16 protein-coding genes are annotated in these 17,712 nt (G+C 71.6%); 8 read left to right on the top strand and 8 right to left on the bottom strand.

The features are described 5' to 3' along the window. Positions 1 to 34 precede the first annotated feature (34 nt). From ACIPWA_RS00305 to ACIPWA_RS00290, 4 genes are all read right to left on the bottom strand, one after another. Positions 35 to 604, bottom strand: a complete 570-nt coding sequence (locus ACIPWA_RS00305) for a TetR/AcrR family transcriptional regulator (protein WP_400287602.1) — start codon at positions 602 to 604, stop codon at positions 35 to 37. Further along, positions 601 to 1,260 carry a sugar O-acetyltransferase gene (locus ACIPWA_RS00300; RefSeq protein WP_400287600.1) on the bottom strand — a complete coding sequence of 220 codons (660 nt, stop codon included), beginning with the start codon at positions 1,258 to 1,260 and terminating at the stop codon, positions 601 to 603. The genes ACIPWA_RS00305 and ACIPWA_RS00300 overlap by 4 nt, the downstream gene beginning before the upstream one ends. A gap of 35 nt (positions 1,261 to 1,295) precedes the next feature. Beyond that, complete coding sequence (locus ACIPWA_RS00295; protein ID WP_400287598.1) at positions 1,296 to 1,880, bottom strand: NUDIX hydrolase; 585 nt, start codon at positions 1,878 to 1,880, stop codon at positions 1,296 to 1,298. 116 nt (positions 1,881 to 1,996) lie between these two features. Continuing rightward, positions 1,997 to 4,621: a glycosyl hydrolase family 18 protein gene (locus tag ACIPWA_RS00290; RefSeq protein ID WP_400287596.1), complete on the bottom strand. Its 2,625-nt coding sequence runs from the start codon at positions 4,619 to 4,621 to the stop codon at positions 1,997 to 1,999. 229 nt (positions 4,622 to 4,850) lie between these two features. Here ACIPWA_RS00290 and ACIPWA_RS00285 point away from each other — a divergent pair, with 229 nt between their 5' ends. Continuing rightward, positions 4,851 to 5,477: a uridine kinase family protein gene (locus tag ACIPWA_RS00285; RefSeq protein WP_056649507.1), complete on the top strand. Its 627-nt coding sequence runs from the start codon at positions 4,851 to 4,853 to the stop codon at positions 5,475 to 5,477. A gap of 203 nt (positions 5,478 to 5,680) precedes the next feature. Here the strand turns inward: ACIPWA_RS00285 and ACIPWA_RS00280 are convergent, their stop codons facing one another. Together ACIPWA_RS00280 and ACIPWA_RS00275 are read right to left on the bottom strand one after the other, a co-directional pair. Beyond that, the gene (locus ACIPWA_RS00280) at positions 5,681 to 7,216 is read right to left on the bottom strand and encodes an MFS transporter (RefSeq protein ID WP_400287593.1); all 1,536 of its coding nucleotides are present in this window, start codon (positions 7,214 to 7,216) and stop codon (positions 5,681 to 5,683) included. A 215-nt stretch (positions 7,217 to 7,431) separates the two neighbouring features. Next, positions 7,432 to 7,941 (bottom strand): hypothetical protein, encoded by a 510-nt coding sequence (locus tag ACIPWA_RS00275; RefSeq protein ID WP_400287591.1) that lies wholly within the window; start codon positions 7,939 to 7,941, stop codon positions 7,432 to 7,434. 178 nt (positions 7,942 to 8,119) lie between these two features. On the opposite strand from ACIPWA_RS00275, the gene ACIPWA_RS00270 reads away from it, so the two are divergent. The 5 genes from ACIPWA_RS00270 (at position 8,120) to ACIPWA_RS00250 (ending at position 13,262) form a co-directional block, all read left to right on the top strand. Then, a complete protein-coding gene (locus ACIPWA_RS00270; RefSeq protein WP_400287589.1) occupies positions 8,120 to 8,815 on the top strand; it encodes a DUF998 domain-containing protein in 696 nt (231 codons plus the stop codon). Between the two features lie 45 nt (positions 8,816 to 8,860). Further along, positions 8,861 to 9,232 carry a YciI family protein gene (locus ACIPWA_RS00265; protein WP_056649501.1) on the top strand — a complete coding sequence of 124 codons (372 nt, stop codon included), beginning with the start codon at positions 8,861 to 8,863 and terminating at the stop codon, positions 9,230 to 9,232. Between the two features lie 35 nt (positions 9,233 to 9,267). Then, positions 9,268 to 10,521, top strand: coding sequence for an RNA polymerase sigma factor (locus ACIPWA_RS00260; protein ID WP_400287586.1), 1,254 nt, complete (start codon positions 9,268 to 9,270; stop codon positions 10,519 to 10,521). A gap of 232 nt (positions 10,522 to 10,753) precedes the next feature. Continuing rightward, positions 10,754 to 11,941 carry an aminotransferase class I/II-fold pyridoxal phosphate-dependent enzyme gene (locus ACIPWA_RS00255; protein WP_400287584.1) on the top strand — a complete coding sequence of 396 codons (1,188 nt, stop codon included), beginning with the start codon at positions 10,754 to 10,756 and terminating at the stop codon, positions 11,939 to 11,941. Positions 11,942 to 12,047: 106 nt separating this feature from the next. Further along, positions 12,048 to 13,262, top strand: a complete 1,215-nt coding sequence (locus ACIPWA_RS00250) for a glycosyltransferase (protein ID WP_400287582.1) — start codon at positions 12,048 to 12,050, stop codon at positions 13,260 to 13,262. Between the two features lie 13 nt (positions 13,263 to 13,275). On the opposite strand, the gene ACIPWA_RS00245 is transcribed toward ACIPWA_RS00250, so the two are convergent. Further along, positions 13,276 to 13,770 (bottom strand): nuclear transport factor 2 family protein, encoded by a 495-nt coding sequence (locus ACIPWA_RS00245; protein WP_400287580.1) that lies wholly within the window; start codon positions 13,768 to 13,770, stop codon positions 13,276 to 13,278. Between the two features lie 113 nt (positions 13,771 to 13,883). Here ACIPWA_RS00245 and ACIPWA_RS00240 point away from each other — a divergent pair, with 113 nt between their 5' ends. Both ACIPWA_RS00240 and ACIPWA_RS00235 read left to right on the top strand, forming a co-directional pair. Further along, entirely contained in the window at positions 13,884 to 14,330 is a 447-nt protein-coding gene (locus tag ACIPWA_RS00240) for a MarR family winged helix-turn-helix transcriptional regulator (RefSeq protein WP_400287578.1), read from the top strand. Between the two features lie 130 nt (positions 14,331 to 14,460). Beyond that, positions 14,461 to 14,874: an SRPBCC family protein gene (locus tag ACIPWA_RS00235; protein WP_400287576.1), complete on the top strand. Its 414-nt coding sequence runs from the start codon at positions 14,461 to 14,463 to the stop codon at positions 14,872 to 14,874. Positions 14,875 to 15,023: 149 nt separating this feature from the next. Here the strand turns inward: ACIPWA_RS00235 and ACIPWA_RS00230 are convergent, their stop codons facing one another. After that, complete coding sequence (locus ACIPWA_RS00230; protein WP_056649482.1) at positions 15,024 to 17,591, bottom strand: ATP-dependent Clp protease ATP-binding subunit; 2,568 nt, start codon at positions 17,589 to 17,591, stop codon at positions 15,024 to 15,026. Positions 17,592 to 17,712: the final 121 nt, after the last annotated feature.

Below are 17,712 nucleotides of genomic sequence, written 5' to 3'. Positions count from 1 at the left end.
CGGCCACCGCATGCTCGGCACCAGCGGCCGGCGCTCAGCCCACCTGGCGCCGCACCGCGCGGCGCACGCGCTCGGGGTCGAGCGGCCGGTCGAGCGGTCGGCCGTCGGGCCCCGTCGAGAGCGCCGCATGCAGCACGAGCCCTTCGATGAGCGCGTCGACGTCGGGCGCGACCTCCGCGTCGACGTGCCGCCGCAGGGCGGCCCGGCTCGCGGCCATCCACCGCTGGGTGACGGTGCGGAAGGCGGGCTTGCGCGCCGCGAGGACGTAGAGCTCGAGCGCGACGAGCAGGTCCCGTCGGTAGTTCCCCGACTCGTCGCACACGAGCCCGACGATCGCCTCGACCGGGTCCCCGCCCTCGGGGACGGTCGCCATGGCGGCCTCGAAGCGCGCAGCCGCCTGGACCGCGTGCCGTTCGAACGCGAGCCGCAGCAGCTCGTCGAGGTTCTCGAAGTGGTACGTCATGGACCCGAGCGGCACGTCGGCGGCCGCCGCGACCACGCGGTGCGTGGTGCCCGCGACACCGTGCTCGGCGATGACGTCGAGGGCCGCGTCGACGATCCGGGCCTTGCGGTCTGGATCGACGCGGCGCGGCGTCGAGGTCACGCGGGGTCGCCGCCGGCAGCGGCACCGGCGGTGCCCTCGGCCCCCTGGGTGCTCGCGGCGCTCTCGGCACCCTCGGCGTCGATGTGCCGCAGGACCCGCGCGGGGTTACCCACGGCCACGACGTTCGCGGGCAGGTCGCGCGTCACGACGGACCCGGCGCCCACCACGGTGTTCTCGCCGATCGTCACGCCCGGGCACACGGTCACGCCGCCGCCGAGCCACACGTTGTCACCGATCGTGATGGGCTGGGCCCCCTCCCACTTGTCGCGGCGCGGGCCGGGCTCGATCGGGTGCGTGGGCGTCAGGAGCTGGACGTTGGGGCCGATCAGCACGTCGTCACCGATCGTGACGGGCGCGACGTCGAGGCACACGAGGTTGAAGTTGACGAACACACGTGCGCCGATCGTCGTCCGGTAGCCCAGGTCGCAGCGGAACGGCGGGCGGATGTCGCTGTCCTGGCCGAACGCGCCGAGCAGCTCGGTCAGGACCTCGCGACGGGCTGCGCCCTCGGTGGGGTCCAGGGAGTTGAAACGGTGGCTGAGCGACATAGCGCGCGCCGAGTCTGCGGCGATCTGCGGGTCGTCGGCGAGGTAGAGGTCGCCGGCGAGCATGCGCTCGCGCATGGGGCGCTGGTCGGAGGGGTCGGGAAAGGTCATGTGTACAAGCGTACACATGGGCGCGGGGCGCCCCGTCAGGCGGAGGCCCGACGGCGGTGCGTCATCTCCTCGAGGACCGTCCGGAGCCGCACGGGGAAGTCCTCGGGCGTGTCGGGCGGGAGCCGGTCCACCCGGAACCACGCGACGGCCTCGCTCTCGTCGCTCACGACGGGCAGCGCCTCGAGGTCCGCGAACGCGACGTAGCCCACGTCCCAGTGGACCAGGCACGTACCGAAGCGGGAGGACAGCGCGTGCCGGTGCAGGTCCACGGGGGCGCCGTCGGGCTCGAAGGGTTCGAGCGTCTCGATCCCGCTCTCCTCGCGGGCCTCACGGAACGCCCCTGCCGCGAGGCTCCGGTCCCCCGGCTCGACGTGCCCGCCGACCTGGACCCAGAACTGCCCCTTGCGGTGGAAGCACAGCAGCACGTGCAGCAGGTCCGGGGTCAGCACGAAGCAGCTCCCGGTCAGGTGCTCGGGGCCACCGCGGAAGATCACGTCCCCCTGGCCCTCCTCGACGAACGCCACGTACTCCTCGCGCAGCGCGGCCTGTGCAGGGCTGAGCGGCGCCCAGGACCGGATCGAGTCGAGGGCGGTGGCGGCGAGGGCTTCGGCGGAGGTCACCCCGGAAGCCTACGACCGCCGGGACGCGCCGCGAGGTAGAGGGGTGCCGTCGAGGTAGAGGGCTCCAGCCCTCTACCTCGACGCGAACCCTCTACCTCGACGCAGGCGTCAGGGGGTCAGCAGGCCCCCTCGTCCTTCCACGGGCCCCAGTCGCTGACCACGGGAGCGTTGCCCTGCGTCCAGTACCGGGCAGACCACCTGTGGCCCGCGTGCGTGACCTGTGCGCCACCGTTGTAGGCCGTCCCGGCGAGCCACGCGGCGGCCGAGCAACCGGCACCACCGGTCGTCCCTCCCGTGTTCCCCCCGGGCGTCCCACCCGTCGTCCCACCGGAGACCACAGGGTTCACGACCATGACGCCGCGCGGGTGGTCGTACGTCGTGGCGTACGTGGTGGCCCCGATCGTCACGCGGACGTTCGAGATCTGCGCCATGGGCAGGCGCCACGACAGCTTGGTGGACGCCGAGCCGCCCGCCGGGATGCCCCCGGACGGGACCTTGAGCGTCGCCGAGTGCAGGTCCCCCTCGAGCCCGCCCACGTTGTTGCCGGTGTGGCCCGCGACCGTCGTGATGCCCCAGCCGTTCTGCTCGCCGATCGTCGCGGACGTGGTCGTCGCGAAGTCGAACGAGATCGTGGCTCCGGCCGGGATCGCGGCCGAGGACCTGTTGGCGAACGTCACCCGCGGGTTGATCGGGTAGTTGTTGTCGCCGAGCGCGAACTCCGAGAACGACACCCCCAGGTCGATCGCCTCGGCGGGCGTCGCGGACTTCGACTTGGCGGCGCCGTACGGTGCCGCGGTCGCGAACGTCGAGTGCATCCGCGTCACGAGGCTGTCGCCCATGCCGTACTCGCCGCTCGCCGCGTCCAGGCCATAGTCCCCGGCCAGCTCCCAGATCATCAGACCGCCGTAGCCGCCCGCGACCACGTAGTCGGCCTTGGCCTGGATCGCCTGGTCGGAGTCGCCCGAGATGAACGACTTCGTCTGCGCGTTCCACCACCACTCGGTCTTGGTGACCAGGTCGAAGTGATGCTGGTAGGTCCCGGTCAGCGGACCGGTCGGCGCGCCGTACGCAGCCGCGTACGATCCCACCTTGCCGTTCTGCAGGTTGAGCATGTGCCAGATCGGGTTGCCGCCCGCGGGGATCTTCGCCCCGGCCTTGTCGACGTCGTACCAGACGTTGTCGATCCCGCCCGCCCCGTTGCCGCACTTGGACGTGCCGCCCAGCGAGGGCCCGGTGCCGGGCGGGCACTTGGTCTGGTCGGGCAGCGCGGCCTTGCCCCACAGTCCGTTGGTCCCACCCTGCACGTTGGTCCAGCCGCGCGTGTAGAACGGGACGCCGATGTTGATGCGCCCGGCCTGCACTGCTCCGCGGAAGTAGTGCGCGGCCCAGTCGGCGTTGAGGTACCCGATCCCGTCGTAGGCCCCGTACACCCCGGCGGCCGCGAGCTCGCCGTCCTTGCCGTCGTCGAACAGGGCGCCGTTGCCACCCACGAAGTCGTTCCACGTCCCGTGCAGGTCGTACGACATCACGTTGACGTAGTCGAGGTACGGCATGATCTGGAAGACCTCCATGCCTCGCAGGAGCCACCCCGAGGCGGGGGCCGCGATCGTCAGCATGTAGTACTCGCCGTCCTGCGCCGCGGCCTTGTCGAGGGCCTCGCGCGTGGTCTTCATGAGCTGCTCGTAGTTCTTCCAGAGCTGTCCGCGTCGGGCGTCGGCGATCGCGAAGTCGTCCGGGTTCCCGGCCTTGACGTTCGAGGTCGGGTACTCGTAGTCGATGTCGATCCCGTCGAACCCGTAGGTCCGCACCATCGCGACCGCGGAGGCCGCGAACGCGTCGTACTCGGCCTGGGTGTCCAGGGTGTAGAAGCCGCCCGAGGCGACCCTGTTCCCGTCGGCCCCGAGGTAGCCGCCCGTCTCGGCCCAGCCGCCGACCGACACGAGCGTCCGCACGCCGGGGTGCTGCTTCTTGAACTTGGTCAGCTGGTTGAAGTGCCCCTTGTAGGGGACGGTCGGGTCGAGCGCGTTCTCCGCCCCCGCGAACGTCAGGCCCGTCGCCTCGCTCGTCGCGGACTCGGCGTTCACCGAGATCTTCGAGTCCGGGCCGACGTGCGCGAACGCGTAGTTGATGTGCGACAGCTTGGTCCACGGGATGTCGCTCGCCAGGTAGGCCGGCGTCCCTCCCTCGCCCGTGCGCCACGAGGTGAAGTAGCCGATCACGCGCCGGTCCAGGCCGTTCGGCAGCTTCTCGCGGCCGGCCTCGTCGTACACGTCGCAGTAGGGCACGTCGACGGTCTTGTTGACGGCCAGCCCGTCAGGACGGCACTTCTCCTGGGGGTTCGTCGAGATGGGCGTGCCCGGGTCCCCGCCGGTGGGGTCCCCCGTGGGGTCGGTGCCGGTGGGGTCGGTGCCGGTGGGGTCCGTCCCCGTCGGATCGGTCCCCGTCGGGTCGGTCCCCGTGGGGTCCGTCCCCGTCGGGTCCGTCCCCGTCGGGTCGACCGTCCCGCACGGCCCGACGACCTTCCACGCGCCCCACTGCTGCGTCCCGGGGACCTCGCCCTGGGTCCACCACGACGCCTTGTAGTTCGAGCCGGCGTGCGACGCGGTCGCACCGCCCGTGTACACCGACGAGGCCGCCCAGGCGGGCGCGCACGCCTCTGCCGCGAGCGCCGCGGGCACCTGCACCGTCAGGGGCACTGCCACTGCTGCCGTGGCGGCGGCTGCTGCGAGCCATCGACTCACGGACCGTCTGCTTCGTTGCATGATCGACCCTCCCCAGCACGGCTGCGGCACCGTTGCCGCAGCATCGTGTGCGGCCACGCTAGGCCGGGGCCCGAGGCCTCACATCAGGGTCTGCCACACGATCGCTACGTACGTGATTCCCGCACGAACCCAGGCGCCCGGGCGTACGTCTCACCGGCCCGACGGCGCCACGCACCAGGGTGCGTCCGCGGGCTGGGAGAATGGTCGGGTGACGAACGGCCTCTTCGACCTGCCCGAGGGCACGCGTGTCCCACCCCGACGGATCGTCCTGCTGACGGGTCCGTCGGGCTCGGGCAAGACGTCGTTGACCCGACGACTGGGGCTCCCGGTCGTCGCGCTCGACGACTTCTACCACGACGTCGACCACCCGGACATGCCGCACCGGTTCGGCATCGTCGACTGGGACTCGCCCGGGAGCTGGGACGCGGCCGGTGCGCTCGACGCGCTGCTCTCGCTCGCCACGACGGGCCACTCGGACGTCCCGGTCTACGACATCCCGACCTCGCGCCGCACGGGCACGACCCACCTCGACGTCACGGGCTCGCGCATCGTCATCGCCGAGGGGATCTTCGCGGCCGAGCTCGTCGAGGCCTGCCGGGCCGAGGGCATCCTGGCCGACGCGATCTGCCTGCGACGCCCACGGGTCATGACGTTCTGGTTCCGGCTCCTGCGCGACCTCGGGGAGTCGCGCAAGCCCCCGCTCACGCTGCTGCGCCGCGGCTGGGGGCTGCTGCGCGACGAGCCGCGGCTCGTCCAGGGCTGGGTCGACAAGGGCTGCCGGACCGCGTCGCCCGGGCAGGCCGAGAGGGACGTCCGCGCGCTCCTCGCGGGCTGACCCGAGCTCCGCGAGAGGAGCCACGACCGCCCGGGGCGCGCGACGCCGTCGGGCACCGGACGCCCCGTGCGACGCGACCGCACGGGGCGCGTGCTGCCGGAAGGGGACGGAGACCCGACACGAAGTCCGCCCGACGACGCGCGTGGCGTCAGCGGGCGGCCTGGACGTGCTCCGGAACCGCGTCCCCGGCTCCGGGGACGCGCTCAGCCCAGGTGCACGGCGACCTGGTCGCCCTGCGGCAGGAGCTGCTCCTTGGGACCGCGGATCAGCACCGCGGCGATGACGGCGCCCACGACCAGGGTGACGGCCGTCGCGACGAACGCCGCCGAGTAGCCGTCGACGAACGCGGCGAGCTGCGACGCCTCGTCCGTCACGACCGCCCCCGCGACGACGCCCGCGTAGATGGTCGTGAAGACCGAGAGGCCGATCGAGCCGCCGATCTGCATCGAGGCGTTGACGGTCGCGCTCGCGGCGCCCGCGTCGTGCGGCTCGACGCCCGAGAGGGCCACGTTCTGGAGCGGGACCAGGACCATCGCCATGCCCACGCCGAGCACGATCAGGGCGGGCAGGATCTCGACCGCGTACGACCCGCCGACCGTGATGCGGCTCAGGTAGAGCAGCGCAGCGGCCGCGACCAGGGGCCCGCCGATCATGAGCGGACGGGGGCCGAAGCGCGGGAGGAGCTGGGTGATCACGGGGGCCAGGACGAGCGTCATGATCGTCATGGGCAGGGTGCCCAGGCCCGCGTGCAGGGGCGAGAGGCCCAGCACGATCTGCAGGTGGAGGGCGAGGTACAGCAGCGCACCGATCATGAGCGCACCGAAGATGGCCTGCAGCAGGAACGCGCCGGCCCGGACCTTGTTCGTGAGCACGCGCAGCGGGAGGAGCGGCTGCGCGACGCGGGACTCGATCCAGACGAACAGCGCGATGAGCACGACGCCGGCGGCCAGGCACCCGATGGTCTCGGGCGCGACCCAGCTGTGCTCGGCGAGCGTGAAGCCGTAGACGAGCGAACCGAGCCCGAGGACCACCACGACCGTGCCCAGCACGTCGTACCTGTTGTCCCCCTCGGCCTTGCTCTCACGGATCAGGAGCGCCCCCGCGACGAGCGCGACCACGACGACCGGGACGTTGACCCACAGGCACCAGCGCCAGTCCGCGAACTCGGTGAGCGCGCCACCGAGGACCAGGCCGACCGCGGCCCCGACACCCGCGACCGAACCGAACACGGCGAACGCCGTGTTGCGGTCCTTGCCGCGTGGGAAGGACACCGTGAGCAGCGCGAGGGCCGCGGGGGCGAGCAGCGCTGCGAAGACCCCCTGGAGACCACGCATCGCGATGAGCTCGGTGCCGTTGCGCGCGAGGCCCGCGAGCAACGACGCGACGCCGAAGCCGACCATCCCCAGCAGGTAGGTGCGCTTGCGCCCCCAGTAGTCCGCGATGCGCCCGCCGAGCAGCAGGAGAGCCCCGAACGCGAGCGCGTAGGCCGTGACGACCCACTGGCGCTGGGTGTCCGTGAGGCCGAGCTCGAGCTGGGCCTGCGGGAGGGCGATGTTCACGATCGTCCCGTCGAGCACCACGAGCAGCTGCGTGAGCGCGAGGATGAGCAGGATCCACCAGCGACGAGGCCCCGACGCGCCGGGCGCGTCGTGCTCGGCCGACGCCGAACCATGGGGCTCGGCCGAGGGAGGGACCACCTGGGCCGAGGGCGCAGTGGTGGAGGGAGGAGAAGCGGGCATGACCGACCTTCGGGGACGCAGCGGGGATCGTGGGGTTTCCAGCCCGGATCGAGACGCGTCCGCGAGGTGCCGGACCGTTCGACCGCCCCAACTTCGAAGTCGGACAGACGGACCATCTTAACGTGTCAGCACGTCAGGAAGCGGTGTGAGTTCCCCCACGAGGACTCACCACCGACGTCCGCGCGACCACCACCGCGGCCGCGCGGACGCGGATGTCAGCGCCGGGTCATCGTCGACGGATAGCCGCCTCCGTCCGGATAGACCCACTCGCCGACGAGCACACGGTCGTCGGCGTCGAAGGTCCCCTCGAAGAACGCGGGGCTGTCCTTGACCCCTGCCCAGATGGTCAGGGTGTCGCCGGTGAGGTCGTACACGTAGTCGAGCGTGTTGCCGAGGGAGTCGTAGAAGCGGGACACGACGTCCACACCGACGGGCTCGCCGAACGGGTGGAGGTTGCCGATCACCTCGAGTCCCTTGATCTCCTGCCCGAACTGGTCGAGTCGCACGCGCTGGAGGAGGAAGTACCCACCCTCCATCCACTCGTACGTGACCTCGCCCTCGGCGCCGCCGGTCACACGCCAGGTCCCGACGAGTCGTTCCAGGGCGCGGAGCCCTGCGCTGGGCGGCGCCTGGCCGTCGAGCCCGTAGGCGTCGACTTCCGCTGATCCGGTCGGGACGGTCGCGCTCGCGCCCGTCGTCTCGGCGGGGGTGCTCGTGCTGTCCATGGTCGTTCTCCTTCGTCTCGGCGCCACGTCCGGTCGGCCGCAGTCGTGGAGACCTCGTCACGCCTCCGCACGCTTCGACATCCGGAGACTGTGATGCACATCACAGTTCAAGGGTGTCAAGGCCCGGGCTGCGGTCACGAGGTAGCCGTGAACCGCCCCGCCACCGAAGGAGAACCTCATGTCACGGCAGATCCCGCTCCCACCGTCCCCGAAGCCACCGACGCTCGGCGCCGACCGCACGCAGACGGCGGCGGCGGACCGTTCGAGCACCCGACGCCTGCTGGTCGCGGCCGCGGCCGCGGGTCCGCTCTTCGTCGTCTCCGCAGGCGTGCAGTCCGTCGCCCGGGAGGGCTTCGACCTGCGGGTCCACCCGCTCAGCCAGCTCTCCACCGGAGACCTCGGCTGGGTCCAGATCCTCACCTTCGCCCTGACCGGCCTCGGGCTCCTCGCCCTGGCGGTGACGCACCGACGGATCGTCACCGAGGGAGTCGGACGGCGCGCCGTCCCCGTGCTGCTGGGGATCGCCGGGGTGGGCTTCGTGCTCGCGGGTGTCTTCGTCATGGACCCCGAGAACGGCTTTCCCGTCGGTACGCCCGACGGACCGGCGGACTCGGTGTCGTGGCACGGCGTCGCCCACTCGGTGGCCGCCGCCGTCGCCTTCACCGCGCTCGCCGCCGCGGCCGTGGTCCTCACGGTCCGTGCGGTGCGTGCCCGTCAGGTGTCGGCTGCGATCGGCCACGGGATCGTGGGCCTGGTGCTGCTCGTACCCGTCTCGCCCGAGACCGCGAGCCTCCAGGTCGCGGCCAACGGGCTGATCGCCTTCACCTGGACCACGGTCCTCGCCCTGCGGCTGCGGGCCCGTGCCCTCGGCTGAGAGTCTGGTCTCGAGCCGACCAGCGAACCTTCGAAGGAGAACCACGTGAAGTACCTGTTGCTCGGATACACCCCGACCGCCGCATGGGACGCCGGCTCCGCCGACACGCCGTCCGACGAGGCCCTCGCGGCCTTCGCGGCCTACCAGGAGTTCGAGGCGGAGCTTCGCCGGACCGGAGAGTTCGTGTCGAGCGAGGGCCTGGGCCATCCCGCGATGAGCACGACGGTGCGCCGCACCGACTCCGGCGTCGTCGCGACCGACGGCCCGTTCGCCGAGCTCAAGGAGGTCCTCGCGAGCTTTGCCGTCATCGACTGCGCGAGCCACGAGCGGGCCGTCGAGGTCGTCAGCCGCATGGTCGCGGTCCTGGGCGAGCCCATGGAGATCCGACCGATCATGGGCGACGACTTCGCGGCCTGACGCCCATGACGCCCTCACCAGAGGTGGACCCGCGTGTGAATCCGAGCATCGAGGACCTGCTGCGCTCCGAGGCACCCCAGGTCCTCGGTGCGCTCGTGCGCCGGTTCAGCCGGTTCGACGTCGCCGAGGACGCCGTCCAGGAAGCGCTGCTCGTCGCGAGCACCCGGTGGCCCGTCGAGGGCGTTCCGGTCGAGCCCAGGTCCTGGCTCGTGCGGGTGGCGTACCGCAGGATGATCGACCTCCTGCGTTCCGAGCAGGCGCGCCATCGCCGCGAGCGGACGGTCGGGGAAGCGGCGCTCGCAGAGCAGGCGTCGGGCCGCGAGGTGATCGACGACGACGACAGCCTCACCCTGCTGCTCCTGTGCGCCCACCCGTCCCTCAGCCCGACCTCGCAGGTCGCGCTGACGCTCCGCGCCGTGGGCGGCCTGACGACGGCGGAGGTCGCCCATGCCTACGGCGTGAGCGAGGCGACCATGGGGACGCGGATCAGTCGTGCGAAGCAGCAGCTCCGCCGGGAAGGGACCCGCTTCGTCCCCACCACCTCGGCCGACCGCGACGCACGCCTCGCCTCCGTGCTGCGGGTGCTGTATCTCGTGTTCAACGAGGGCTACACGGCCTCCTCCGGGACGAGCCTCGGCCGTGTCGACCTCTCCCACGAGGCCATCCGGCTCACCCGGCTCGCCCGGTCCCACAGCGCCCAGGACCCCGAGGTCGCCGGGCTCCTCGCCCTCATGCTCCTCACCGAGGCGCGACGTGACGCCCGGACCGACGCCTACGACCACCTGGTGCCCCTCCAGGACCAGGACCGGTCGCGCTGGGACCAGCGGATGATCGAGGAGGGCCGCGCGATCATCGATGCCGTGTGGCCGCTCCGGGCCGTCGGGCCGTACCAGGCGCAAGCCGCGATCGCCGCCGTCCACGCCACGTCGACGAGCGACGCCGGCACCGACTGGCCGCAGATCGCCGCGCTCTACCTCTGGCTCGAGCGCCTCGCACCGACCGGCCCGGTCCGCCTGTCGCGCGTCGTGGCCGTCGCGCGGGCATTCGGCCCGCAGCGCGGGCTCGACCTGCTCGACGCGCTCGACCGCGAGCACGGGCTCGCCGACGACCCCCTCGCAGGCGCGCGAGAGCCCGCGGTACGCGCCCACCTGCTCGACGACCTGGGCCGGCATGCCGACGCGGCCGTCGCCTTCCGCTCGGCAGCGGCCCGCACGCAGAACACGGTGGAGCAGGACTACCTGCTCGACCGGGCGCGCACCAGCACGGCGCGAGAGTCCAGCACGCGCTGACGGCACGCGTGCCCGTGATCGACCTCCTGCCCGAGCGCGGTCCCCGCGAGGGACGCTGCCTGCCGCAGGGTGAGCGGCGCCGTCGGGCCTCCCCGTCCCCCGGCCGGTCCGCCGGCCCGGTGCTAGCGTGGAATCGCCTGTCCCGCGTGGCCTCCGGCCACCCTGTCGCCAGCCGACCACCGCCCTGGCGACCCACGTCCCGGCACTGCCGTCGCCCGAGCGAGGAGCTCCCATGGCCGACGAGACGATCTCCCGACGCGCGGCGGACCTCGCGCGGTCCACCCCGTTCGACCACCTGCTCGGGTTCTTCGCGCACGTCTACCCCGAGCGGCGCGCCCGGCCCGGCGTCCTCGACCTCACGTTCGGGAACCCGCACGACCCCGCCCCGGCCGAGTATGTCGAGGCGCTGCGCGCGAGCGCCGTCCCGCGCGACGAGCACTGGTTCGGCTACAAGGTCAGCGAGCCCGCTGCCCGCGCGGCGGCGGCCGACGCGTTGCGCGGCGTCGTCGGCGTGGCGTTCGAGCCCGACGACGTCCACCTGACCACGGGTGGCTTCACGGCCCTCGCGCTCGCGCTCAAGCTCGTCGCCGACCCCGGCGACGAGGTGGTCTTCAGCATCCCGCCGTGGTTCGCGTACGAGGTGATCGTGCGCGAGGCCGGGCTGGTCCCCGTCAAGGTCCCGATCGTCCCCGAGACGTTCGACCTGGACCTCGATGCGATCGCGGGCGCGATCACCCCGCGGACCCGCGTCGTCCTGGTCAACACGCCCAACAACCCGACGGGTCGCGTCTACCCGGTCGAGCAGCTGCGGCGCCTCGCGGCGCTGCTCGACGAGGCGTCGGCACGCACCGGACGCCGCATCTTCGTGGTCTCGGACGAGCCATACCACCGCATCGTCTACGACGGCACCACGTTCCACAGCCCCACCGAGGTGTACCCCTGGTCGCTGCTCGCGTACAGCTACGGCAAGACGTTGCTCGCGCCGGGCCAGCGCATCGGGTACCTCGCCGTCCCCCCGACCCTGCCCGGCCGCGAGGAGCTGCGTCCCGCGATCGAGGCGCTCCAGATCGCGATCGGGTATGCGTTCCCCAACGCGGTGCTGCAGCACGCGCTGCCGCTGCTCGAGCGGATCCCGTTCGACGTCGCGCTCTACGAGCGCAAGCGGGACCTCATGGTGTCCGGGCTGCGCGAGATCGGCTACGACGTGCACTCGCCCGAGGGCACGTTCTACCTCTTCCCCCGCACGCCCGTGCCCGACGACCGCGCGTTCGAGTCCCTCCTGGCCGAGCACGACGTCCTGGTCCTGGGCGGCAAGTACTTCGAGACCCCCGGCCGCTTCCGCATCTCGCTCACCGCGAGCCTGGAGACCCTCGAGGCCAGCCTGCCGCGGTTCGCGGCGGCATGGGAGAGCGTCCGCTGACCCCTCACCTCGTCCCCGGAGCCGCACGGCACGCGTCATGCCGATGTCACAGGATCGCCACGCGTCGGACATCGTGGTGCCCGATCCTGGCGACGGAGGTGACGCCATGTCAGCAGGAGACGGACTGCGGGTCCAGTCGATCTACGAGGGCTTCTTCAGCGGCGGGGCACGAGTGCTGCACAGCGCGGTCATCACCGGCCTGCACGGCGGGGGCCGGCAGACGCACTCCGTCCTGAGCATCCACCACGCGGTCCTGCGCGAGGGCCTGCTCCAACCCATGACCGAGGACCCGAGGTACCAGGCGCTCCGCGCAGCGGGCATCCAGGTCGCCTCGCTGGGCCGGCGCCCGGGGGCTCCCGCAGGCGCGGCCGCGCCGCGAGGATTCACCGAGGCGGAGCTGTCCACGGCGGCGGATCTCGCCGCGCAGTCCGACGTGGTCCTCTCGCTCAAGGAGCAACCGCTGCGGCTCGTGAACCAGGACGGCTTCCCGGAGCGGCCCGTGATCGCGTGCCTGCACCGGTCCGACCCCCAGCACCAGGGACCTGCCCTCGACGACCTGCTCGCGACCGTCGAGAACGGACGGCTCGTCGGCGCGGTCTGCTGTGCCGAGTCGACCCGGGACGCCTACCGTGCCGCCGGGGTGCCCGCCTCGCTCCTCCACGTGATCCCCAACGGGGTGGACCTCGCACGGTTCCGTCCCCTGGCCCCGCGCCGTCGCGCCGCCCGGCGCGGGATGCTCGGCGTGCCGCTCGACGCGACCGTCGTGGCGTTCGCAGCGCGCTACGACGAGATGAAGGACGTGGCCCTGTTCGTGCGAGCGGCCCGGGCGTTCCTCGCGCGGGCGACGACACGGCACGTGCTGATGTGCGGCGCGGGGATGAGCCCGGCGAACCCGGCCCTGCTCGAGGACCTGCGGGCCTCGTTCGCGGATCGCCCGGACCTGCTCGCGCGGGTCCACCTCCTGGGCGTGCGCCGCGACATGGAGTCGGTCTACGCGGCGGCCGACGTCGTCGCGCTCACCTCGTCGTTCGGCGAGGCGGCCCCGCTGTGCCTCATCGAGGGCGCGATGTGCGGGGCCGTGCCCGTCACGACCGACGTGGGCGACGCCGCGTCGATCGTCGACGGGATCGGCCTGGTCACGTCCAGGGACCCCGCCGCGATCTGCGCGGCGTGGGAGGAGGCGGCCCGACGACGGGACGAGCTGGGCCTCGCGCTCCTGCGCAGCCGACCGCGGTTCAGCCACACGCGGATGATCGCGGCCTACTCGACCGTGATCGAACGCCTCCACCGGGGGCAGCGGGCCGCGCTCGGGGTGCGCTAGTGCTGTGCTCGGCTCACCCGGCACGCAGGAGCGTGACCGGAGAGCGCGAGGCCCACACCGGTTCGACGACGACGCTCGCCAAGCGCCACCCGTCGACGGTCCGGCGAACCTCGAAGCTGTAGACCTCCCCCAGGGTGACGGGCTTGTCGGCGACGGGCTCCCTCTGGGCGAACGTCACGAGCAGGTTCGAGCGCACCGTGGCCTGGTCACCGTCGAGGTCGACCAGCACGTTGCTCACGTGATGCTGGATGCCGTCCTCCGGACGATGGTTGCGTGCGGCCTGCCTCACCACTGCCTCGACCCCCTCGGCAGTCCCCCCAGGGGTGCGCGCGGTCGCGTCCTCGACGAACAGGTCGCGGAGCTGCTCGGCGTCACCGGCGTCCAGGGCGTACCCGAGGCGGAAGACGAGGCGGGTGATCTCGTCACGATCGACCAGCGCTCGGAGCGAACGAGCGAGCTCGTCCAGCGGGGCCGCTCCGCTGGCTGCGGCAGGGTGGGGCGTGGACATGTTGACCTCCGGGGGAAGTTGACCTCGTCGACGATTTTCGTTGGTGAGGCCAACGATACAGATTGTTGGCGCCACCCACAATAGGGCGGCCCCACGAACGATAGGATCGGGGGATGGAGATCGATACCGCCCCCACGCGCCTTCGCACCCTGCCGAGCTGGCTCCTCGCCCAGGCCGCGCTCGAGGCCTCCCGGCGGGTGGCCGAGAGGCTCGCCGGGGTCGGCGCCCACCGGTCCCACTTCGCGGTGCTCACGACTCTCGAGGAGTTCGGGCCCGCGAGCCAGGCCGCGCTCGGCCGCCGGTGCGGGATCGACCGGAGCGACATGGTCGCGCTGGTCGACCGCCTGGTCGCCGACGGCCACGTCGAACGGAACCCCGACCCCTCGGACCGTCGCCGCAACATCATCACCCTGACCGCCACGGGAGCGAAGCGTCTCGACGAGCTCGGAGCGGTGCTCGCCGCAGCCCAGGAGGACCTCCTGGCTCCGCTCGACGACCGCGACCGCCGCCGTCTCGTCGACCTCCTCGACAGGCTCGTCACGCAGCGCGGCCAGGGCTGACCGGCGTCCGCTGACGGGCGGCGCACCGACCCCGGACGGCCTGCCGCGATCCCGGAGCGCTGCGCGCCACCATGCCGTACCTGACCCCAGGCGCTACGGTCGAGGAAACCGCTCAAGGAGGAGAGGTCCCATGACCGGACTCGTCGCCACCGCCTCGATCCACATCGCTGCCCGCCCCGAGAGGGTGTGGGCCGAGCTCGTCCACCCGTCCGCGACCTGGATGCTGGGCGCGAACGTGGAGACGGACTACCAGCCGGGCAGCACCATCACGTTCGAGGGCCAGTACCAGGGAAGGCACTTCGAGGACCACGGCACGGTCCTCGAGGTCGACCGGCCGAAGACACTGCGCTTCACGCACTACTCCCCCGCGAGCGGCGTGCCCGACGTCCCGGAGAACCACCACGAGGTCGCGATCACGCTCGCCCCGGACCCCAAGGGCACGCGCGTGACGATCCGGCAGGACAACAACGACACCCCCGAGGCGGTCGAGCACTCCGAGGAGCTCTGGCGCACCGCGCTCGCCTCGCTCGCCGGGCACGACTAGGTCTCCTCGGTCCGGTCGCCTCCGGTCCCGGTGCCCCTGGCCCGACCGACCTCGGAGACGACGAAGGGCCCCGATCCGTGAGGATCGGGGCCCTTCGTCCGGTCGGCGTCAGACGACCGGGGATCGACAGCCGGTGGCTGCCGTAAGGATCACTCGGCTCCGGCTCGCAGCTCGCCGGTCGGCGGGAGGTCGGCCGTGGAGATGCCCGTCGGCGCGTTGAGCGCCGCGGTCGCGGCCACGCTCACCGGGCCACGCTCGTGGTCGTCCTTGGAGACGCCGCGGAACGTGAACTCGCCCAGCAGGCCTTCGCCCTCGGCGTCGACCAGGACGACCTGGCCGGCCTTGAGCTCGCCGAACAGGATCTTCTCGGAGAGCACGTCCTCGATGTCGCGCTGGATCGCGCGGCGCAGCGGACGAGCACCGAGGACCGGGTCGTAGCCCTTCTCGGAGAGGAGCGTCTTGGCCGCGTCCGTGAGCTCGATGCCCATGTCCTTGTCCTGCAGACGCTTGTCCAGCTTGGCGACCATGAGGTCGACGATCTGGACGATCTCCTTCTGCGAGAGCTGCGGGAAGACCACCACGTCGTCGACGCGGTTGAGGAACTCCGGGCGGAAGTGCTGCTTCAGCTCGTCGTTGACCTTGGCCTTCATGCGGTCGTAGCTCGTCACCAGGTCGCCACCGGCGTTGAAGCCGGTCTGGAGGCCCTTGGCGATGTCCCGCGTACCGAGGTTCGTGGTCATGATGATGACGGTGTTCTTGAAGTCGACCACGCGTCCCTGCGAGTCGGTCAGGCGACCGTCCTCGAGGATCTGCAGGAGCGAGTTGAAGATGTCGGCGTGCGCCTTCTCCACCTCGTCGAACAGGACCACGGAGAACGGACGGCGACGGACCTTCTCCGTGAGCTGGCCACCCTCGTCGTAACCGACGTAGCCGGGAGGCGAGCCGAAGAGACGCGAGACCGTGTGCTTCTCCGAGAACTCGGACATGTCGAGCTGGATGAGCGCGTCCTCGTCCCCGAAGAGGAACTCGGCGAGCGCCTTGGCCAGCTCGGTCTTACCGACACCCGTGGGGCCGGCGAAGATGAACGAACCACCCGGACGCTTGGGGTCCTTGAGGCCTGCCCGCGTGCGACGGATCGCCTGGGAGAGCGCCTTGATGGCCGTCTCCTGGCCGACGACGCGCTTGTGCAGCTCGTCCTCCATCTTCAGCAGGCGTGCGGACTCCTGCTCGGTCAGCTTGAGCACCGGGATGCCGGTCGACATGGCCAGGACCTCGGCGATCAGGTCCTCGTCCACCTCGGCGACGGTGTCCAGGTCTCCGGCCTTCCAGGCCTTCTCCTTGTCGGCGCGCTGCTGCGTGAGCTGCTTCTCGGTGTCGCGCAGGCGCGCGGCCTTCTCGAAGTCCTGCTCGTCGATCGCGGACTCCTTGTCGCGACGCGCCTCGCCGATCTGCTCGTCGAGCTCCTTGAGCTCCGGCGGTGCGGTCATGCGACGGATGCGCAGACGCGCACCGGCCTCGTCGACCAGGTCGATCGCCTTGTCCGGCAGGTACCGGTCGTTGATGTAGCGGTCGGCCAGCGTCGCGGCGGCCACCAGTGCGGCGTCCGTGATGGACACGCGGTGGTGCGCCTCGTAGCGGTCGCGCAGACCCTTGAGGATCTCGATCGCGTGCGGCAGGCTCGGCTCCGAGACGAGGATCGGCTGGAAGCGACGCTCCAGGGCCGGGTCCTTCTCGATGTGCTTGCGGTACTCGTCGAGCGTGGTCGCACCGATGGTCTGGAGCTCACCACGGGCCAGCATCGGCTTGAGGATGCTCGCCGCGTCGATCGCGCCCTCGGCGGCACCCGCACCGACGAGCGTGTGGATCTCGTCGATGAAGAGGATGATGTCGCCGCGCGTGCGGATCTCCTTGAGGACCTTCTTGAGGCGCTCCTCGAAGTCACCGCGGTAGCGGGAACCGGCGACCAGGGCGCCGAGGTCCAGCGTGTAGAGCTGCTTGTCCTTGAGCGTCTCCGGCACGTCGCCACGGACGATGTCCTGGGCGAGGCCCTCGACGACGGCCGTCTTGCCGACACCGGGCTCGCCGATGAGGACGGGGTTGTTCTTGGTGCGGCGCGACAGGACCTGCATGACGCGCTCGATCTCCGAGGTGCGTCCGATGACCGGGTCGAGCTTGCCCTCGCGTGCGGCCTGCGTGAGGTTGCGGCCGAACTGGTCGAGCACGGCCGAGCCGGACGGCTGGCCCTCGGCGGGGCCGCCCGCAGCGACGGGCTCCTTGCCCTGGTACCCGGACAGCAGCTGGATGACCTGCTGGCGCACGCGGTTGAGGTCGGCACCCATCTTGGTGAGGACCTGGGCTGCGACACCCTCTCCCTCGCGGATGAGCCCGAGCAGGATGTGCTCGGTGCCGATGTAGTTGTGGCCGAGCTGAAGGGCCTCGCGGAGCGAGAGCTCCAGGACCTTCTTGGCGCGCGGCGTGAACGGGATGTGCCCGCTGGGGGCCTGCTGGCCCTCGCCGATGATCTCGGTGACCTGCGAGCGCACACCGTCGAGGGAGATGTTCAGGGACTCCAGCGCCTTGGCTGCGACTCCCTCTCCCTCGTGGATGAGGCCGAGCAGGATGTGCTCGGTGCCGATGTAGTTGTGGTTGAGCATCCGTGCCTCTTCTTGGGCAAGGACGACGACCCGACGGGCTCGGTCGGTAAATCTCTCGAACATGTGCTGCTCCTCACGAGCGGCGTACACCCGCACCGGTGGTGCTCAGGCCTGACCGCAACGACTCTATCCGTGACCAACGGGGCCGACCCCACGGATATGCCCTTGTTCGCCAGGGGCGTGA

The sequence above is a fragment of the Oerskovia enterophila genome (assembly GCF_044748475.1).
GTDB classification, from domain to species: Bacteria; Actinomycetota; Actinomycetes; order Actinomycetales; family Cellulomonadaceae; genus Oerskovia; species Oerskovia enterophila.
This window is presented reverse-complemented; position numbering and strand designations above follow the sequence as displayed.

What these genes read in the sequence shown, in the direction of transcription:
- ACIPWA_RS00300 (WP_400287600.1), bottom strand. Translation starts at nt 1,260, where the DNA reads ATGACCTTTCCCGACCCCTCCGACCAGCGCCCCATGCGCGAGCGCATG.
- ACIPWA_RS00280 (WP_400287593.1), bottom strand. Translation starts at nt 7,216, where the DNA reads ATGCCCGCTTCTCCTCCCTCCACCACTGCGCCCTCGGCCCAGGTGGTC.
- ACIPWA_RS00275 (WP_400287591.1), bottom strand. Translation starts at nt 7,941, where the DNA reads ATGGACAGCACGAGCACCCCCGCCGAGACGACGGGCGCGAGCGCGACC.
- ACIPWA_RS00270 (WP_400287589.1), top strand. Translation starts at nt 8,120, where the DNA reads ATGTCACGGCAGATCCCGCTCCCACCGTCCCCGAAGCCACCGACGCTC.
- ACIPWA_RS00255 (WP_400287584.1), top strand. Translation starts at nt 10,754, where the DNA reads ATGGCCGACGAGACGATCTCCCGACGCGCGGCGGACCTCGCGCGGTCC.
- ACIPWA_RS00250 (WP_400287582.1), top strand. Translation starts at nt 12,048, where the DNA reads ATGTCAGCAGGAGACGGACTGCGGGTCCAGTCGATCTACGAGGGCTTC.
- ACIPWA_RS00245 (WP_400287580.1), bottom strand. Translation starts at nt 13,770, where the DNA reads ATGTCCACGCCCCACCCTGCCGCAGCCAGCGGAGCGGCCCCGCTGGAC.
- ACIPWA_RS00240 (WP_400287578.1), top strand. Translation starts at nt 13,884, where the DNA reads ATGGAGATCGATACCGCCCCCACGCGCCTTCGCACCCTGCCGAGCTGG.
- ACIPWA_RS00235 (WP_400287576.1), top strand. Translation starts at nt 14,461, where the DNA reads ATGACCGGACTCGTCGCCACCGCCTCGATCCACATCGCTGCCCGCCCC.
- ACIPWA_RS00230 (WP_056649482.1), bottom strand. Translation starts at nt 17,591, where the DNA reads ATGTTCGAGAGATTTACCGACCGAGCCCGTCGGGTCGTCGTCCTTGCC.